This window comes from Fischerella major NIES-592, from assembly GCF_001904645.1.
Taxonomy (GTDB): Bacteria; Cyanobacteriota; Cyanobacteriia; order Cyanobacteriales; family Nostocaceae; genus Fischerella; species Fischerella thermalis.
Genome location: NZ_MRCA01000001.1, coordinates 36,489 through 55,578, shown reverse-complemented (window position 1 = coordinate 55,578; position 19,090 = coordinate 36,489). Strand labels below are relative to the sequence as shown.

Sequence of the window (19,090 nt, the reverse complement as noted above, 5' to 3'; positions counted from 1 at the left end):
TTTCAGTTACTAATTATCAATTATGGCTGTTCCCTGTTAATAGTTCTCCGTTGCCTGATACGGAAAGTATTGCTCAAAGTCCTGTAAGTATTTTTTCCTGGTCAAGATGACTATTTTCTGCAAACATAAATAGTATCTAGGAAAAATCTCCAATCTAAAGTTTAAAATTGGAATGACACCTCAAGCCATTACCGAAATTAGTGTAGAAGAACTCGCCCAACGTTTGTCCAAAGGTGAGCCTAATCTTCAGCTTGTGGACGTGCGTGAACCACAGGAAGTCGCGATCGCTCACATTGAGGGTTTTGTTAACTTGCCTCTAAGTGAATTTGCTGAATGGGGAAATGAAATTCACACGCGCTTAGATCCTGATGCTGAAACCTTGGTACTTTGTCATCATGGCATTCGTTCTGCTCAGATGTGTCAGTGGCTGGTTAATCAAGGATTTACAAATGTGAAAAATATTTCTGGTGGTATTGATGCCTACTCCATGTTAGTTGACCCTTCAATTCCTGTGTATTAACCGTAAATGACGATTGTAAGTTTTTTTTGCTATTCTGAACTTAAGAGTGAATAATTTTCACTTAGTAATTACCAATACTTTTGAGCTACCAATTTGCGTAAATCTAAGTAAAGATTATTGAGATTCAGAAGGATTTTGCAGTGAGCAAGTTTTCACATGTATATCAAAGTCTTCTTAAAGATACTTTTGTGAGAGATAAAAGATAGATTTGTTGTAACGTATTTTCAGATACTTCAATTATTTACTATTTTGCTTAACTAAATATTAATGCTTTTTGCTTCTCATCTTAATAATTTTTTGTTTTTTAAAAACTAATTAAAATTTTGCTTTGGTAAACATTAGCTATGCAAGTCCAGCTAACCAATCGTCAACAGCATATTCTTTGGGCAACAGTACGTCACTACATCGCCACAGCAGAGCCTGTTGGCTCCAAAGCCCTGCTAGAAGAGTACAACTTGGGTGTTAGCTCAGCCACGATTCGTAACGCTATGGGTGTGTTAGAAAAAGCCGGGCTACTTTATCAACCACACACTTCTGCTGGGCGAGTACCTTCTGACTCTGGCTATCGAATTTATGTTGATCAGTTGATCACACCTTCGGAAACTCTAGCCAGACAAGTAGAAGCGACACTACAAAATAGCTTGAATTGGGAAGATAGTAGTCTAGAAAGCTTATTACAAGGGGCAGCCCAAATTTTAGCGACCCTAAGCGGCTGCATCACCTTGATTACAATACCACAAAATGTCAGTGCTATGGTGCGGCATTTGCAATTGGTGCAAATTGAAGTCGGACGAGTCATGCTGATCGTAGTTACGGATAATTATGAAACACATTCAGCATTATTAGATTTGCCACCAAAAGGCAAAAACACACAATTTGATCCAGAAGTGATAGATCGAGAATTACAACTTGTTTCTAACTTTTTAAATAGCCAATTACGCGGGCGCAGTTTGTTAGAGGTAGCTAATCTCAATTGGAGTGATTTAGATCGGGAATTTCAGCACTATGTTGAGTACTTAAAAAATTCCCTGGCAGAATTTAGTCGTCGCAGTTTGACACCAGGCGTTACACAAATCATGGTGCGTGGAATGGCAGAAGTTTTGCGACAACCAGAATTTGCCCAACTACAACAGGTGCAAACTATCATCCAACTATTGGAGGAAGAACAAGAACAACTGTGGAGATTAATATTTGAGGAAAATGAGACTGAGGAAGTGGGTAAACCACGGGTAACAGTGAGGATTGGTTCAGAGAATCCTCTTGAACCAATTCGTAACTGTAGTCTAATTTCTTCCACCTACCGCCGTGGTTCATCACAGGTAGGAAGCGTGGGAGTTTTGGGGCCAACACGCCTAGATTACGAAGGAGCGATCGCACTAGTTGCTGCTGCTGCTGAGTATTTATCGGAGACTTTCAGTTATCTAAATCCCTCATGAGAAAAATCGCCTTTGGGTTGCTTTGGCTAGGATTGATTGCGTATGCTTTCTTGTTTGCTCCTCCCAATCAACCCGATACTTTTGAGTTGATTAAAAATCTATCTACTGGTCAATGGCAAGGTATTAATCCCTTGGTGATTGTACTGTTCAATATTATGGGTATTTGGCCCATTGTTTACAGTGTAGTCCTGTTTGTTGATGGTCGAGGGCAAAAAATTCCAGTGTGGCCATTTACTGCTGCTTCTTTTGCTGTAGGGGCGTTTGCTTTGTTACCCTATTTGGCTATCAGAGAAACAAATCCGCAGTTTTCTGGTGCAAAGAATGTTTTGCTCAAAATCTTAGATTCTCGTTGGACGGGTGTTGTCCTGACCATTGGAACAGCGATTTTGGTTAGCTATGGTATTGAACAAGGTGATTGGAGTAATTTTGTCCAGCAGTGGCAAAATAGCCGCTTTATTAATGTGATGAGTTGTGATTTTTGCCTGCTATGTGTATTATTTCCTGCTTTGTTGGGGGATGATATGACGCGGCGTGGTTGGAACAGTTCTGGAATATTTTGGCTGATAGCTTTAGTTCCGTTATTTGGCCCTTTACTATATCTGTGCATACGTCCATCTTTGCCAGAATCACAGATGGATGATTCGTGAGTGGTTTGATATTTTTTGATATTTGAAGTATCGAACACAGATAAACACAGAACATTTACAGTTAACCAAGACAAATATTTTTGCAATAGACTCTATTTTTGTAGAGACGTTGCAGATTTTGTAGAGACGTTGCAGATTTTGTAGAGACGTTGCACTGCAACGTCTCTACTGTTGATGATTTTCATCCCTCGAATATACAACGCCTAAATAGTTCGTTGTAAAGTCCACCCCAAACAAGTTGGTTGTTCATAAACCCGCTTCAGTGTGTTCACATCTCTAGCAGAAATTGGTAGGGGATTGCGAACTTGAGAAAAATATAAAGCATCACTCTGTAACTGGCTATGTCCCCATATTCCTAAAGCATGACCTAGTTCGTGGCGAGCAGCGGCTAAAAGATATTGTCCTGTTTGGCTGGGACTAAGCAGGATAGTGAAGCGATGGTATAAAATATTTTTATTATTGTAAAATTCGTAAGTGGTTTGAGCGGAACGCGCACGGGGAATATTGCTATTAGGCAACTTTTGCAGTGGTGGGGTTTTCCGTATAACAGTAATATCAGCTACTTCCTGTTTTTCGACTACCTGTAAAGGTAAATAAGCACTCCACTCTTGTACAGCCTGCAAGACACTATTAATCCAAGCTTGGGCTTGCTTAGGATCTATTGTTGATGGTGTTTCTATGTAAACCTTAACTGGAAACTGTGACCAAACTAAATAACCTACTGGCGTTGTTGCAACTTGAGAAAAGTAGTCACCACTATTAGTTGTATCTTGCCACCGCATCAGTGTGGAAGGTAGGGGATGGGGTTTTGGTGAAGCTAGAGTGGTGGGGTGATAGGGGGCTAGGGTGATGGGGGGAAGATTTGTGATGTCGTAGTATTTTGTCGAGAAACTGGGAGAATATGAAAAATCAGCAAAGGACTGCACGTTAGTTAAGATCAACAGCAGTCCCGTGATCATAGCTAATCCTATAAATGCTAGTAAACGTTGCCAAATTAAACTTGTTGGGATGTTAGTAGTTGTTTGGTGGTTAGTGGTTAGTGGTTGTTGGTTGGGAACCAATGAATCGTTTGTCTCCTTTGTCTTCCTTGTCTTCTTCACCACTTCTCACACTTCCCCCATTCCTCACACTTCTATTTAGGCAGCCAACCAGCGCTCAAAACCACAGATAAACTAAGAAAAATGACTGTCAAAGCCCAAGTTACTTGGTTTAATGTTTTTTCTGCACTTTTAGTGCTGCTAAATAATTGGGCTTGCCCACCAATGGCTGCGATACCATCACCTTTGGGGCTATGCAACAACACTAGGACTATTAAAGCAATTGCAGAAAAAACCCAGATACCTTGTACAACGTTAGAAACGGTCATAGTGGAAAATGTTTGTGAATTATGAATTATGAATTATGAATTATGAATTGTATTAAATTCTCATTCATAATTCACTATTATTAACTTTTTACAGCCCCACTTGCACGGGTGTGCGAGAAAGTTGCACATCGTACTCTGTTGGTTGCAAAAGCGATCGCCCAGTCATTTCTGGTGGTTGAGGCAGCTGTAAAATCTGCAAAATGGTAGGAGCGATGTCAGCTAGTTTGCCATCGTTACGCAAGCTAACATTGCCACCATGACCAGGGATTTTCGCCTGTTCTCCTTCGACAATAATCAGAGGGACTGGGTTAGTAGTGTGAGCCGTCCAGGGATTGCCATTCTCATCTATCATATGTTCAGCGTTACCGTGATCAGCAGTAATAATTGCTGTACCTCCAGCTTTACTGATGCTTGTCAGTAGGCGACCTAAACACTGATCTACAGCTTCAATGGCTTCTACTGTTGCTGGGATCTGACCAGTGTGTCCCACCATGTCTGGGTTAGCATAGTTAATTACAACTAAAGAATAAATACCCTTTTCAATAGCTGCTGTTGCCGCATCTGTAACTGCTTTGGCCGACATCATCGGAGCTTTGTCGTAGGTAGCAACCATAGGACTGTTAACTAGTTCCCTGTCTTCTCCTGGGAAGGGTTCTTCTAGTCCACCATTGAAGAAATAGGTAACGTGGGCGTATTTTTCAGTTTCGGCGGTACGAAACTGTTTGAGATGATGCTGAGAAATTACTTCTCCGAGAATATTACTCAAATTTTGGGGTTCAAAGGCAACCTTTACTGGTAATTCTGGGTCGTATTGTGTAAAGGTGGCAAAGGACAGTGGCGTGATCAGCTTTCTTTCAAAACCATTAAATTCTGGATTAACGAAAGCTTGGGTAAGTTGTCTGGCGCGGTCGGGACGGAAGTTGAAAAATATAACCCCATCTCCTGGTTCTATGGCTCCAGGGGCTATTCTGACTGGGGCTATAAACTCGTCTGTCACACCCTCTGCGTAGGATGCTTGCAGAACTTCTACCGCGGAATGCCCATTGCCAGAGCTATCTTTTGTCATCACATCATAGGCACGTTGAATCCGATCCCAACGGCGATCGCGATCCATTGCATAGTAGCGACCACTGAGGGTTACTATGCGTCCGACTCCGATCCGGTCAATGTAGTCTTGGATTAATGCGATGGAGTTAACACCGTCTGTGGGAGCGGTATCGCGACCATCGGTAATTGCATGGATACAAATGTCTGATATTTCCTGACTTTTGGCTAAGTCAAGTAGTCCAAACAGATGGCTAACATGCGAGTGTACACCACCCTCAGAACAAAGCCCGATGATGTGCAATTTACCATTGCGACTTCGGACTTCCTGACAAATGCTGACAAGTGCTGAGTTTTTGAGGATGGAACCATCTTCTACCGCATCAGAAATGCGTACCAACTCTTGGGGTACAACCCTGCCAGCACCAATGTTCAAGTGACCAACTTCAGAGTTGCCCATTTGACCCTCTGGCAACCCTACCGCTTTTCCTGATGTGCGGATAAGGGTATGCGGATATGCTGCCCATAAGCTATCCATTACCGGAGTCTTAGCAGCGGCAATAGCATTTCCTTTTGTCTCCTCGCAGTAGCCCCATCCGTCTAAAATGACTAGCACCACGGGAGCAACAGGTGCTTTGGTCATAATAAAATCGCCCTTTACTTTTTGTAATACCCGAATGATACCACTGCTAACTACAGTCGCAAGTAGATTTGTGCTTATTAACTTCTTTTATAAGAGTTTCTCTATTTTTTAGACATTTCTTAAACTTTAGTAATTTTTTCTTATTTTTGTGGTATGCACCAAATCTTGAGCATTAAAAACGAAGTTGCTATTAACCAGCTCAAATCTACTTCTTCTTCCCAGTAGCCTTAGCTGCTTTGGCTGCTTTTTTGGCAGCTTTTTCGGCTGCGATCGCTGCTAATCTCGCTTGTTCTTTTTCTTCAGCAATTTTCTCGAGGTAGTAATGATAGTCACCTAAGTAGACTCGGAATTCACCATCACGAATTTCCACAATCTTATTGGCTACCTGAGAAATAAAATAGCGGTCGTGGGAAACAATAATTGCTGTGCCATCGTAGTCTTGTAGTGCTTCTTCCAACATTTCTTTGGCTGGGATGTCTAAGTGGTTTGTTGGCTCATCTAATATTAATAAATTTGCTGGACGCAACAGCATTTTTGCTAATGCTAAACGCGCTTTTTCTCCACCACTTAAAGCTGCTACTTTTTTTAAGACTGTATCACCACTGAATAAAAAGCGTCCTAATAAGGTGCGAACGTCTTCGTTTTTCCAATCAGGTACTTCGTCATGAATAGTTTCCATGACTGTTTTTTCTAAGTCTAAAGCTTCTGCTTGGTTTTGTTCAAAATATCCAGGGATCACATTATGTTGACCTAATTTGACAACTCCTTCTGTGGGTTGTTCTATACCCATAATTAGGCGCAGTAATGTTGATTTCCCAGCACCATTGGGAGCAACAAAGGCGATGCGATCGCCTCTCTCAATCAGGAGATTTGCTCCTAAAAATAGAATTTTTTCATCGTAGATATGAGTTAAATTTTTAATTTCCACGACTTCTCTACCACTGCGGGGTGGGGGGGGAAAACGAAATTGTAGCGTTTTAACTCCAACTGTCGGGGCTTCAATACGCTCGATTTTTTCTAGTTGTTTTTCACGGCTTTTAGCTTGGGTGCTGCGGGTGGCGCTAGCACGGAATTTATCAACAAAAGCTTGTTGTTTTTCTAATTCTTTTTGCTGGCGTTCGTAGGCACTCAGTTGTGCTGTTTGTTTTTCAGCTTTTTGTTGTAAATATGCTGAATAATTACCAAGATAAGTAGTAGAAACACCTCGTTCTGTTTCGACAATTTGAGTGCAGAGACGATCTAAAAATTCTCGGTCGTGGGAAACTATTACCATTGGTGTATTCAAACCTTTTAGGTAATTTTCCAGCCACTCGATTGTTTCTAAATCTAAGTGGTTTGTTGGCTCGTCTAGCAGCAATAAATCAGGTTCTTGCAAGAGAATTTTAGCCAAACTGATCCGCATTTGCCAACCACCACTGAAGGCACTAACGAGGCGATCGCCGTCTTCTGGTTCAAAACCGATTTCGGGTAATATCTTGCCAATACGTGCTTCTAAGCCATAACCATCTAGGGCTTCAAATTGCCGTTGTAGCTTATCCAACTTATTAATTAGTTTATCCAGTTCTTCTGGAGGAGCGGTTTCCATCTGATGTTGCACTTCCAGCAAAGATAACTGTACTTTGTTTGCCTCCTTGAAAACTGTCCACAATTCTTCTTTGATAGTGCGGCAGGGGTCTACATCAAATTCTTGATTGAGATAGGATATGTGTAAACTGGCAGGACGAATAACTTCGCCAGAGGTTGGCTCTATTTTGCCAGTGATGATTTTGAGTTGGGTAGATTTACCAGCACCGTTAACCCCAACTAAACCAACGCGATCGCCCACTTTCACTTCCCAATTGATATCCTTGAGAACTTCGCCAGTCGGATAAATTTTACTAATATGTTCTAGTCGCAGCATTGAGTGTCTCCAAGGTAGGCAACAAGCAGGGAAGGTTAACTCACATCGAGTCCAATCTTAACAAAATTTAACTACAAATTCGATGTGAATAATTCCTTGAAGACAAAGAAAAAGATTTTAGTGAAGGATACACTGATAGTTGCTGTATTAATTCTAATTTTTCATCTTCGTGTCTTAGTGTCTTGGTGGTTAATAAAATGATTTTTCACCACCAAGACGCTAAGCCACCAAGAAACACTTTGAAAGGGGTACACCATACTCTTACACCCGCTTGGTTGTGATGGCACTGCTATCTACATAATATTAAAAGCCCGTACAGGCGGGCTTTTTAACAATTGTTAAGTGTGTTGGGGATTATCTTCCAAAAATTGGGGCGTTGGTGTTGCGTCTGTGAAATAAAATTGACCCTACATTACAAAGCAAACAGGTAATAGCTAGCCATAACAAAACATAAGTGGGAATCATGACTACGCCGATCATAAACCAAGTGTAAACGTGCAGTATCATCACAACAGCAAATGTACAGGCTACTATTGCTGATTGCCAAACTTGATATGAAGGGCGACGGAGTACAGCTAAAACCATCGTCAACAGCGTTGCAAGTAAGTTTGCTGGTACGAGAAATGCACAAATGCTAACGCAGTTGGTGCGGGAAAACTCCACTAGGCTGTTGAAATCAAGCATTAATTTTTCAGGTAACGTCTATTTAGTATAGAACAACTAATCAGGCAATTAAATAACGAAATATAAATATGAGCAGTACTGTATTTAATATTATGAAAAATTTACATAATTTGTTGGTTTTTGGTTGTTAGTAATTATTAGTTAGTGGTTGATTTTTGTTTTTTACTCCTCACACTCCCCATCTTCCACTCTTAGCTTCCCGTACCTAATCTCTGCATTAATTTTGCTACGGAGTGAATTAATTGATTTGGTTCAACTGGCTTGGAAACATACATCTGAAAACCTGCATCAAGGGCTTGTTGACAATCTTGTGGTCTAGCATAAGCTGTTAATGCGATCGCAGGTAAATCTCTTCCTTGCCCTGGCTGTGAATTTCGTATTTTACGTATTAATGTGTATCCATCTTCTTCAGGCATACTGATGTCACTAATCAAAACATCCGGTAAGGATTTTGCAATTATTAAAAGTGCCGATTGCACTGAATCAACTGCTGTTACCTCTGCTCCTGATTCTTGTAGGAGGGTGGTTAGATATTCTCGTGTATCAGTATCGTCATCCACGACTAACACCTGCAAACCACTCAAGGATGATTCCATAACAGAACTGGGGAAGGCTGTTTTTGTTATCTGTTCTGTTTGTTTTAATTTCCATCTTTCGAGAACAGGTGTTTTCGGGAAATTTACCTCTGTTTTGGTAGCAACAGCACATTCTTGGTTTTTTGATTCTTGATCTTGGGGTGCTTGCTGTGTTGCCAACAATGGCAACTTTACACTAAATGTTGCTCCCTGTCCGACTCCTGGGCTATCTGCATGAACGCTACCACCGTGCATTTCCACTAAATAACGTACGATCGCTAATCCTAATCCTAAACCGCCGTGGTTTCTAGTTATACTTCCATCTGCTTGACGGAAACGATCAAAAACGTAGGGGAGAAATTCTGAACTAATGCCAACACCTGTGTCAGTGATGGTAATTTGGGCATAAGCAGGGGAGGGGGAAGTGGGGGGAGTATGAGGAGTGGGAGAAGTATGAGGAGTGTGATATTTTCCTTGTCCCCCTTGTCTTCCTTGTCTTCCTTGTCCCCCTTGTCTCCCTTGCACCATTTCCAATGATCCATTTTCCTCTAAGACTTCTAGGCGTACTTCTACCCTACCGTCAGAAGGGGTAAATTTAATGGCATTGTTAAGCAAGTTCCATAGAACTTGTTGTAGGCGATTAGGATCACCAGAGACGATTACGGAAGACGCGGTGACTGTAAGAGGCGGGGACAAGGAGAGTATTTCATCTGTATTCGTCGTGTCCCCGTGTCTCCGCATCCCTACGTCCTCTTTATTTTCTGTGTTATCGCGTTGTCGCGTCGCCGTGTTCTCTGTTTCGTTGAGTTCAACTACATATTCAAGTTGAATTTTTTTTGCTTCTGCTTCTAGACGTATGCTATTGACAACTGTTGCAGTTAAGTTAACTAAGTTAACTGGACAAATGTTAAGAGTCAGCTTGCCTCGCATAATGCGCGAGACATCTAAGATATCTTCTATAAGCTGAGCTTGCAAACCTGCATTGCGTTCAATTGTTTCTATAGCACGAGTGATTGCTTCTTCATTCAATTTTCGCTGGCGCAGCAGTCTTGCCCAACCTAGAATAGATGTTAAGGGTGTGCGGAGTTCATGGGAGAGGGTGGCTAAAAATTCATCTTTGAGGCGATTTGCTGTTTCTGCTTCTTGGCGTGATGTTTGTTCGCGAATGAGCTTAATATGTTCTTCTTCTGCTTTTTTGCGTTCTGTGATGTCTTCTGATGTACCTGTAAAACCAATCACATTACCTTCTTCGGAAAGCATTGGTGATGATGACATATAAACCCAGCGCTCAATTCCTGCTGGAGTGATGATGCGAAATTCTCCTTTGTATCCCCTACCTTCAGCAGCAGCAGTATACCAATTTGCAATCACTGATTGTTGTTCTTCATGATGAATTGTTGCGATCCAGCCTTCGTCTAAACTTTGCTCTGGCGTCAAACCAAAAATAGCATGGTAGCGTGGGTTAGCATAAGTGCATTTACCATGAGTATCAGTTAAAAAAATGCCTACGGGTGAACAAGCACTCAAAGAACGAAACATCTCTTCGCGTTTTTTGAGTTCAGCATTCATTGCTGCTAGCTGTGCGGCTTGTCGCTTCACTTCGGCACTTTTTTTGAACAAATCAATAAATGCTGCTACTTTGGATTTCAATATTTCCGGTTCTATGGGCTTAAAGAGGTAGTCTACGGCACCTAGAGAATATCCTCTAAAGACCATGTTGTCACTGGTGTTGAATGCCGTTATAAAAATTATTGGTGTATGCCGCGATCGCTCTCGTTGTCGAATCAGGGCTGCTGTCTCGAACCCGTCCATATCTGGCATTTGCACATCCAGCAAAATCACGGCAAAATCCTGATTTAGTAGATTTCGCAAAGCTTCTGCGCCTGATGTAGCCCTCACCAAGTTTTGACCAAGGCTGTCTAAAATTGCCTCTAGGGCTAGCAAATTCTCTGGATGGTCATCTACCAACAGAACATTAACTTTAGGCTCAAATAACATTTCAAATATACACTTTTATAAATAGAAGAAGCCGTTTTTACGTCTTCCTATTGACTGTGACGCTAAAGCTAGCTGAATTCACACTATCTTAAGTTATAACTTTAGCTGGCTTGAAAATAGGTCTTGGGGGTGGTAACAAGGAATTTTATATGCTTAAGTACACTATTTATAGCTTCTCTAAAAGCGGCATCATCAATTACAAATTTTTACTAAGAAAGAAGCAATATCTACTAAGGGTAAAACTTGATCTGCTACTCCGAATGCGATCGCAGCTGCGGGCATAATTGAACAAAAGGCACTCTCAGGTTCTTCAACTATAGTCATTCCCCCACGTGCTTTGATTTTTGCCAGTCCTTGAACACCATCTTGATTTGCTCCTGTCAACAGTACACCAATAACTTTTTGATTACAAGCATCAGCCGCAGTTTCAAATAGCACATCAATTGATGGACGTGCGTAGGTGACGGGAGCATCGATAGACAAAGAAAAATAAGGTTGAGACACTGTTTTATCTTTACTTTCTATCAATAAGTGATAATCTGCTGGAGCTAAATATACCCACCCAGGTAATATTTCTTCTTTGTCTTCTGCCTCCTTGACTACTGAGTTAGTGTAACTTTGTAATAAGACTCTTAGTGTATCATCACAATCTTTGTGACGGTGTTGGACAACAGCTATTGGTACAGGGAAAGTTTTTGGCAAGCCCAATAATATGACTTGCAATGCTTCTAACCCGCCTAAGGATGTACCAATTACAATAATTTGGTATTTCATAATATTTCGATGTGTTAGTGGTTGGTAGTTGATTCTCCAAGCAACAATCAACAAACAACAAAAATTAACTTACTCTCCGATAAATTTTTTCACTACTAACTAATTGTTCATAATCTTGCTCATGGGGCGTAAATCTGATCGATTCTTGACGTCCTAATCCTAATATTCCAAATCTAATTAAGCTTTCGTAAAAAAGTTTATGAACTCGATGTTGCAGATTTTTATTGAAATATATTAAGACATTACGGCAAAAAATTACATGAAATTCATTAAAAGAATTATCCGTGGCTAAATTATGTAAGGAAAAAATTATATTTTCTTTAAGTTCTGAGGAAAAAATAGCATTTCCATAGGCTGCTGTATAATATTCAGAGAAAGCTTTCTTGCCACCTGCTTGTATATAGTTATGAGTATATTCTTGCATCATGACTAATGGAAAAATTCCTGATTTAGCTTTACGCAAAACTATTTCATTAATGTCAGTGGCATATAAACGTGAGCGGTGATAAAGTCCTTCTTCTTTGAGTAAAATTGCCATCGAATATACTTCTTCACCAGTAGAACAGCCAGCGTGCCAAATACGGATAAAAGGATAAGTTCTTAAGATGGGGATTACTTTTTTCCTGAAGGTCAAAAAAAAGCTTGGATCTCGGAACATTGCTGTGACATTAATCGATAAATTTAATAATAATCTCTCTAGGTACTCTGGTTCATGAAGGACTTTCTCTTGCAGCCCAGAAATAGTGGTTAAACCTTCAGTTTTAACAGTGTTCCAAATCCGGCGCTTGAGGGAAGCTAAAGCATAGTTTCTAAAATCAAATCCATAATAACGATATATACCTTCTAATAACAATTGAATTTCTACATCTTCAAGTTCTTCTCTCTCCATGTTTTTTAATTAATTCAGATGAAATAAATATATTGTGTTGGTGGTTGGTGGTTAGTGGTTAGTTGTTGGTTGTTGATTTGCCATTGACAATTGACCAATTATTCCTTGATGGTAGAAGAAAGTGGATTTATCTGTGGATTCAATCCAAAATTCAAAATCTAAAATCCAAAATCGTCTGATCATCTTATTTATAATGTGAAAGAATTCAATCCTGCATCTACCCACAAAGTTAAAAATAATCACTCATACCTCTATCTGAGGAACGAATACTATCGGTACAACCAAACACGCAATAGTGACAGTAATTGTTCTGTGTCAACAGGCTTGGTAATATAGTCAGATGCACCAGCCTCAATACACTTTTCGCGATCGCCTTGCATAGCTTTGGCAGTCAAGGCAATAATCGGCAGAGATTTAAAATCAGGGTTAGCGCGGATGCAGCGAGTGGTTTCGTAGCCATCCATTTCTGGCATCATCACATCCATCAGTACAACATTAATGTCGGGATTATTTTGCAAAACTTCTATACCATCACTACCGTTTTCTGCATAGAAAATCTGCATTTGATAACGTTCCAGCATACTAGTTAGGGCAAAAATATTGCGAACATCATCATCGATGATCAAAACTTTTTTCCCAGCCAGTTGGAAGTCAGAGTTTTGTAATTGTTCTAGAATTTGACGTTTGGGTGCAGGTAAATCGGCTTGGACACGATGCAAGAATAAAGCAGTTTCATCTAAAAGACGTTCAGGCGATCGCACGTCTTTGACAATGATTGTCTCTGCGATGCGCTGCAATTGCACATCTTCCGCCCTCGTCAATTCTCTGGCGGTGTAGACAATGATTGGTAAGGCTTCGCCATTGGGAGATTGCTTGATTTGTTCAATCAATTCAAAACCATTCATATCTGGTAGTCCTAAATCGAGGACTACGCAATCAAATTGACCATTTCCTATGGCTTGCAATGCTTCACTAGCAGTACTGACAGCAGTAGTGGCGACATCGGTATTACCAATTAAATCTACAATACTTTGACGTTGATTTTCATCATCTTCTACAACTAGTAAATTTTTGACACGTCGTTCTACAAAACCTTTAATTTTAGTGATGGCTTGGTGTAGTGTCTCGCTGCTGATGGGTTTTTGCAAATAAGCGATCGCACCTTGTTGTAAACTGCGTTGTTTCCCTTCCTCTACTGTCATCACATGTACAGGAATATGGCGGGTGTTGGCGTCATGTTTGAGACGATCTAGCACCGCCCAACCATCCATCCCTGGCAAACGAATATCCAGGATAATGGCAGAAGGCTGATATTGTTGGGCTAATGCTAAACCTGTGTTGCCACTATGGGCAACAATGCCCTTAAATTCATTTTGCCGTACCATGTCCAAGAGAATCCGGGCAAACTTAGTATCATCTTCCACAATTAATAAAGTGCGATCGCCCGGTTGAATGTTGTTTCTATCGTCGATGACTGGAGTGATGGGAGTGTGATGGGGTGGTGGGGTGGTGGGGTGGTGGGGAGAAGTTTTTCTCCCCATCTCTCCAGCACCAGAAAGCGGTTGGGGTAAATACAGTGTAAACGTGCTACCTTCTCCCGGGCTGCTGACTAGTTTAATTTCTCCACCAAATAAACGGGTAATTTCTCGGCTGATGGACAAACCTAATCCTGTACCACCAAATTTACGACTGGTAGTACCATCTGCTTGTTGGAAAGCCTCAAAAATGATTTTTTGTTTTTCGGGGGCGATACCAATACCTGTATCCCTAACTGCAAAACCGATCACTCTATCAGCACGATTCAATTTTTCTTGGTCAGAACTCCATCCCTGCTTGGCTACAAATATCTGCAAGCTAACTTCGCCTCTTTCTGTGAATTTAAAGGCATTTGCCAGTAGGTTTTTGAGGATTTGTTGCAGTCGCTTGGCATCAGTATAGATTGTCGGTGGTAGTTCTGAGTCTAATTCAATCGTGAAATTTAGTCTTTTGTCGACTGCTACTTGCCTAAATGTGCGTTCCACCTGTTCGCGCAGATCAGATAATCGCATCTGATCCATATCAATAGACATAGTTCCCGATTCAATTTTGGCTAAGTCGAGAATGTCGTTGATTAGTGACAACAAATCATTGCCGGCGGAGTAAATTGTGCGGCTGTACTCGATTTGCTTGTCGCTGAGGTTGCCTTCAGTATTGTCTGCTAGCAGCTTAGCCAAAATCAACAAGCTGTTGAGTGGTGTCCGCAATTCGTGGGACATATTGGCGAGAAACTCAGATTTATATTTGGAAGATAGGGCTAGTTGTTCAGCTTTTTCTTCTAATGAAAGTCTGGCTTGTTCGATTTCGTGATTTTTGCGTTCTACTTCTTTGTTTTGTACAGCTAAAAGTTCTGCTTTCTCTTCGAGTTCGGCGTTAGTTTTTTGTAACTCTTCTTGTTGTTTCTTGAGTAAATCTTCTGATGCTTTCAGGGTTTGGGCTTGTTGTTCGAGGCGTTTGTTGGTTTCTCGTAGTTCGTTTTGCTGACTTTGCAATTCCTCAGCTAAAGACTGGGACTGTTTGAGTAACTCTTCCGTACGCATACTCGCAGCGATGGTGTTCAAGACGATCGCAATACTTTCTGTGAGTTGGTCGAAAAAGGTTAAATGAATTTCGCTAAAGCGCCGGAAGGAAGCAAGTTCAATTACCGCCGTGACTTGTCCCTCAAATAGTACAGGTAGCACCACAACATTAACTGGGGTTGCTTCACCTAAACCAGAACTAATTTTGATATAGTCGTGCGGTACTTCTGTTAGCAGAATCCGTTCTTTTTCTAAAGCACACTGTCCGACTAAACCTTCACCCAAGTGGAAGCGGTTAGCTAGATGTTTGCGTTCGCGGTAGGCGTAGCTACTTAGTAGTTTCAAATACTGACTATTGTCAGTATTTTCCATGATGTAGAAGACGCCGTGGGCTGCCCCAACTAGAGGTGCTAACTCTCGGAGAATCAGTTTTGATACTGTTTCCAGGTCGCGTTGTCCTTGCAGCATCCGGGTAAACTTGGCGAGGTTGGTCTTCAGCCAGTCTTGTTCGGTGTTTTTCTGCGTTGTCTCCCGCAGGTTGGCGATCATCTGGTTGATGTTGTCTTTAAGGATAGCAACCTCACCTAATGCTTCCACAGCAATTGACCGGGTTAAGTCACCCTTAGTCACCGCAGTTGCAACTTCTGCGATCGCCCGTAACTGGGTAGTCAGTGTAGCAGCCAGTTCATTCACGTTGTCGGTCAAATCTTTCCACGTACCAGCCGCCCCGGGGACTTTCGCTTGTCCGCCTAATTTACCTTCAATACCCACTTCCCGTGCTACGGTCGTCACTTGGTTGGCAAAGATCGCTAGGGTATCAATCATCTCATTAATTGTTTCTGCCAAAGCTTCAATTTCACCTTTGGCATCTAGCATTAATTTCCGCTTCAAGTCACCGTTGGCAACCGCCGTGACCACTTTGGCAATGCCTCGCACCTGTGCCGTCAAGTTACTCGCCATCGAGTTCACATTGTCAGTTAAATCTTTCCAAGTGCCTGCTACGCCTTGCACCTGGGCTTGACCGCCGAGTTTGCCTTCGGTTCCTACCTCCCTCGCAACGCGCGTTACTTCTGATGCAAAGGAACTCAACTGATCCACCATTGTATTGATAGTGTTTTTCAAGTCTAAAATTTCACCCCTGACGTCAACGGTGATTTTCTTAGAAAGATCGCCATTTGCCACCGCCTTTGTCACCTCGGCAATGTTCCGCACCTGTGCTGTCAGGTTGCCTGCCATTAAGTTAACGTTATCGGTCAAATCTTTCCAAGTGCCAGCAACACCTCTAACATAGGCTTGCACACCGAGTTTACCTTCTGTTCCTACCTCCCGCGCAACCCGTGTGACTTCCGATGCAAAGGAATTAAGTTGATCCACCATTGTATTGATGGTGTTCTTTAACTCCAGAATTTCACCTTTAACATCGACAGTAATTTTCTTGGACAAATCACCATTAGCTACCGCCGTTGTCACTTCGGCAATATTTCGCACCTGGGAAGTCAAGGAACCCGCCATTGAGTTAACACTATCTGTTAAATCTTTCCAAGTACCCGCCACACCCCGCACTTCTGCTTGGACGCCGAGTTTGCCTTCGGTTCCTACCTCCCGCGCTACTCGTGTGACTTCTGATGCAAAGGAATTAAGTTGATCCACCATTGTATTGATGGTGTCCTTCAATTCTAAAATTTCGCCTTTGACATCGACGGTTATTTTCTTGGAAAGATCACCGTTTGCCACAGCTGTTGTGACTGCGGCAATGTTACGTACCTGTGCTGTCAAGGAACCCGCCATGAAGTTGACGCTATCTGTTAAATCTTTCCACGTACCCGCCACACCTTTGACGTCTGCTTGGACGCCGAGTTTTCCTTCTGAACCTACTTCCCTAGCAACCCGCGTTACTTCCGATGCAAAAGAATTGAGTTGATCCACCATAATATTGATGGTGTTCTTCAACTCGAAAATTTCCCCTTTCACCTGCACAGTAATTTTCTTGGAAAGATCACCGTTAGCGATCGCTGTGGCTACCTCTGCAATATTCCGCACCTGGTCAGTGAGATTACCTGCCATCATATTCACTGCCCCGGTGAGGTCTTTCCAAGTGCCGGCAACACCTTTAACTTCTGCCTGTACACCGAGTTTCCCTTCGGTTCCTACTTCTCTCGCCACCCGCGTCACTTCTGATGCAAAGGAACTCAGTTGATCCACCATCGTATTGATGGTGTTTTTCAACTCCAGAATTTCGCCTTTGACATCGACAGTGATTTTCTTGGAAAGATCACCGTTTGCCACAGCTGTTGTCACTTCGGCGATGTTCCGCACCTGCGCTGTTAACGAACCCGCCATGAAGTTAACGCTATCTGTTAAATCTTTCCACGTACCTGCAACACCTTTGACTTCCGCTTGTACGCCCAGCTTACCCTCAGCACCTACTTCTCTAGCAACCCGCGTCACTTCACCAGCAAAGGAATTGAGTTGATCCACCATCGTATTGATGGTGTTTTTCAACTCCAGAATTTCGCCTTTGACATCGACGGTTATTTTCTTGGAAAGATCACCATTTGCCACAGCTGTCGTCACTTCGGCAATGTTGCGCACCTGTGCTGTTAACGAACCCGCCATGAAGTTAACGCTATCTGTTAAATCCTTCCACGTACCCGCCACACCTCTGACATCTGCTTGGACACCGAGTTTTCCTTCCGAACCCACTTCCCTAGCAACCCGCGTCACCTCAGATGCGAAGGAACCAAGCTGATCCACCATGATATTGATGGTGTTCTTCAGTTCTAAAATTTCGCCTTTAACATCAACCGTAATTTTCTTGGAAAGATCACCATTGGCTACTGCTGTTGTGACTTCTGCAATATTACGGACTTGAGCAGTTAAGTTTCCTGCCATCATATTGACGCTATCAGTCAAGTCTCGCCAGGTCCCTGCCACACCCGGCACTTGCGCTTGTCCACCGAGTTTACCTTCTGCACCTACTTCTCTAGCAACCCGTGTCACCTCAGATGCAAAGGAGTTGAGTTGATCCACCATGATGTTGACGGTGTTTTTCAACTCTAATATTTCACCTTTGACATCAACCGTAATTTTCTTGGAAAGATCACCATTGGCTACTGCTGTTGTGACTTCTGCAATATTACGGACTTGGGCAGTTAAATTTCCTGCCATTAAGTTGACGCTATCAGTTAAATCCTTCCAAGTGCCTGCCACTCCTGGAACTTGTGCTTGTACGCCGAGTTTCCCTTCGGTTCCGACTTCCCTTGCAACCCGTGTCACTTCACTGGCAAACCCATTCAACTGTCCCACCATTGTGTTGACCATTTGGGCAGTTTGGAGAAATTCTCCCTTGAGGGGTCTACCGTCCATCTCTGGAGCAATAGTTTGGGAAAGATCGCCATTTGCCACTGCTCTGATCACCCGCGCTGTTTCAGCTGTAGGCTGAACTAAGTCGGTAATTAATGTATTCACAGAATCCACACAGGCAGACCATCCGCCCCGCACATTGCCCAAAGAAGCGCGTTCGCTAATTTTGCCCTCTTTACCAACAACGTTACCAATCCGTTGTAGTTCTGCTGTTAGCCGTTCATTTTGTTCAATAATATCGTTGAGTGTATCAGCGATTTTTCCTGCCATACCAGTTTGATCGATAGGCATTCGTGCCGAAAAGTCGCCTTTTTTGACTGCTGACAGCGTTCTGAGCAGTTGTCGTAAATCTAAATTGTCGCTTTCTTTGGTTAACTGTTCAGTGGGCATACTGATAGCTTGGAAATAAGTTATACACTCTTGCTGCTATAGCGTGCTACTAGTTTAAATTACACTCTGCTCATAAAAAGGTATACCAACTAATTCGTTACGTCAGAGGAACTTGGCTTTCAGTTAGCTGGCTATGCAGGTTTCGATGTATAGACTATAACGAAATTTCTGAAAACAGCGATCAAGTAATAGATATAAATCTATCTGTGGTATGATTAATTTTTATGAAGTTTCAAATTGGTCATTAATCAATCGATATTTGGATTGACCAGGCACAGGTGGCGAAGGAGCGTGGCCATATTGAGA

The 19,090-nt window shown here is 42.1% G+C and carries 12 protein-coding genes; 3 read left to right on the top strand and 9 right to left on the bottom strand.

Annotation, left to right across the window (positions count from 1 at the left end):
- The first annotated feature begins 172 nt into the window (after positions 1 to 172).
- From NIES592_RS00195 to NIES592_RS00185, 3 genes are all read left to right on the top strand, one after another.
- The gene (locus NIES592_RS00195; RefSeq protein WP_073554587.1) at positions 173 to 520 is read left to right on the top strand and encodes a rhodanese-like domain-containing protein; all 348 of its coding nucleotides are present in this window, start codon (positions 173 to 175) and stop codon (positions 518 to 520) included.
- 344 nt (positions 521 to 864) lie between these two features.
- A complete protein-coding gene (gene hrcA / locus NIES592_RS00190) occupies positions 865 to 1,956 on the top strand; it encodes a heat-inducible transcriptional repressor HrcA (RefSeq protein ID WP_062249642.1) in 1,092 nt (363 codons plus the stop codon).
- Positions 1,953 to 2,603 carry a DUF2834 domain-containing protein gene (locus NIES592_RS00185; RefSeq protein WP_073554586.1) on the top strand — a complete coding sequence of 217 codons (651 nt, stop codon included), beginning with the start codon at positions 1,953 to 1,955 and terminating at the stop codon, positions 2,601 to 2,603. Before hrcA ends, NIES592_RS00185 begins: the two co-directional genes overlap by 4 nt.
- 203 nt (positions 2,604 to 2,806) lie before the next feature.
- Here NIES592_RS00185 and NIES592_RS00180 read toward each other — a convergent pair whose 3' ends face one another.
- The 9 genes from NIES592_RS00180 to NIES592_RS00140 form a co-directional block, all read right to left on the bottom strand.
- Entirely contained in the window at positions 2,807 to 3,664 is an 858-nt protein-coding gene (locus NIES592_RS00180; protein WP_073554585.1) for a peptidase, read from the bottom strand.
- A gap of 71 nt (positions 3,665 to 3,735) precedes the next feature.
- Positions 3,736 to 3,969: a preprotein translocase subunit SecG gene (gene secG / locus NIES592_RS00175; protein ID WP_009460354.1), complete on the bottom strand. Its 234-nt coding sequence runs from the start codon at positions 3,967 to 3,969 to the stop codon at positions 3,736 to 3,738.
- Between the two features lie 88 nt (positions 3,970 to 4,057).
- On the bottom strand, positions 4,058 to 5,656 hold the full coding sequence (gene gpmI / locus NIES592_RS00170) for a 2,3-bisphosphoglycerate-independent phosphoglycerate mutase (RefSeq protein WP_073554584.1): 1,599 nt from the start codon (positions 5,654 to 5,656) through the stop codon (positions 4,058 to 4,060).
- A gap of 205 nt (positions 5,657 to 5,861) precedes the next feature.
- Positions 5,862 to 7,556 carry an ABC-F family ATP-binding cassette domain-containing protein gene (locus NIES592_RS00165; RefSeq protein WP_073554583.1) on the bottom strand — a complete coding sequence of 565 codons (1,695 nt, stop codon included), beginning with the start codon at positions 7,554 to 7,556 and terminating at the stop codon, positions 5,862 to 5,864.
- A 354-nt stretch (positions 7,557 to 7,910) separates the two neighbouring features.
- Positions 7,911 to 8,240, bottom strand: a complete 330-nt coding sequence (locus NIES592_RS00160; RefSeq protein ID WP_062249651.1) for a hypothetical protein — start codon at positions 8,238 to 8,240, stop codon at positions 7,911 to 7,913.
- A gap of 191 nt (positions 8,241 to 8,431) precedes the next feature.
- A complete protein-coding gene (locus tag NIES592_RS00155; RefSeq protein WP_073554582.1) occupies positions 8,432 to 10,813 on the bottom strand; it encodes a response regulator in 2,382 nt (793 codons plus the stop codon).
- A 192-nt stretch (positions 10,814 to 11,005) separates the two neighbouring features.
- Positions 11,006 to 11,587: a chemotaxis protein CheB gene (locus NIES592_RS00150; protein WP_073554581.1), complete on the bottom strand. Its 582-nt coding sequence runs from the start codon at positions 11,585 to 11,587 to the stop codon at positions 11,006 to 11,008.
- 64 nt (positions 11,588 to 11,651) lie between these two features.
- Positions 11,652 to 12,476 (bottom strand): CheR family methyltransferase, encoded by an 825-nt coding sequence (locus NIES592_RS00145; RefSeq protein ID WP_073554580.1) that lies wholly within the window; start codon positions 12,474 to 12,476, stop codon positions 11,652 to 11,654.
- Between the two features lie 269 nt (positions 12,477 to 12,745).
- A complete protein-coding gene (locus tag NIES592_RS00140; RefSeq protein ID WP_073554579.1) occupies positions 12,746 to 18,784 on the bottom strand; it encodes a HAMP domain-containing protein in 6,039 nt (2,012 codons plus the stop codon).
- Between the last annotated feature and the right edge of the window lie 306 nt (positions 18,785 to 19,090).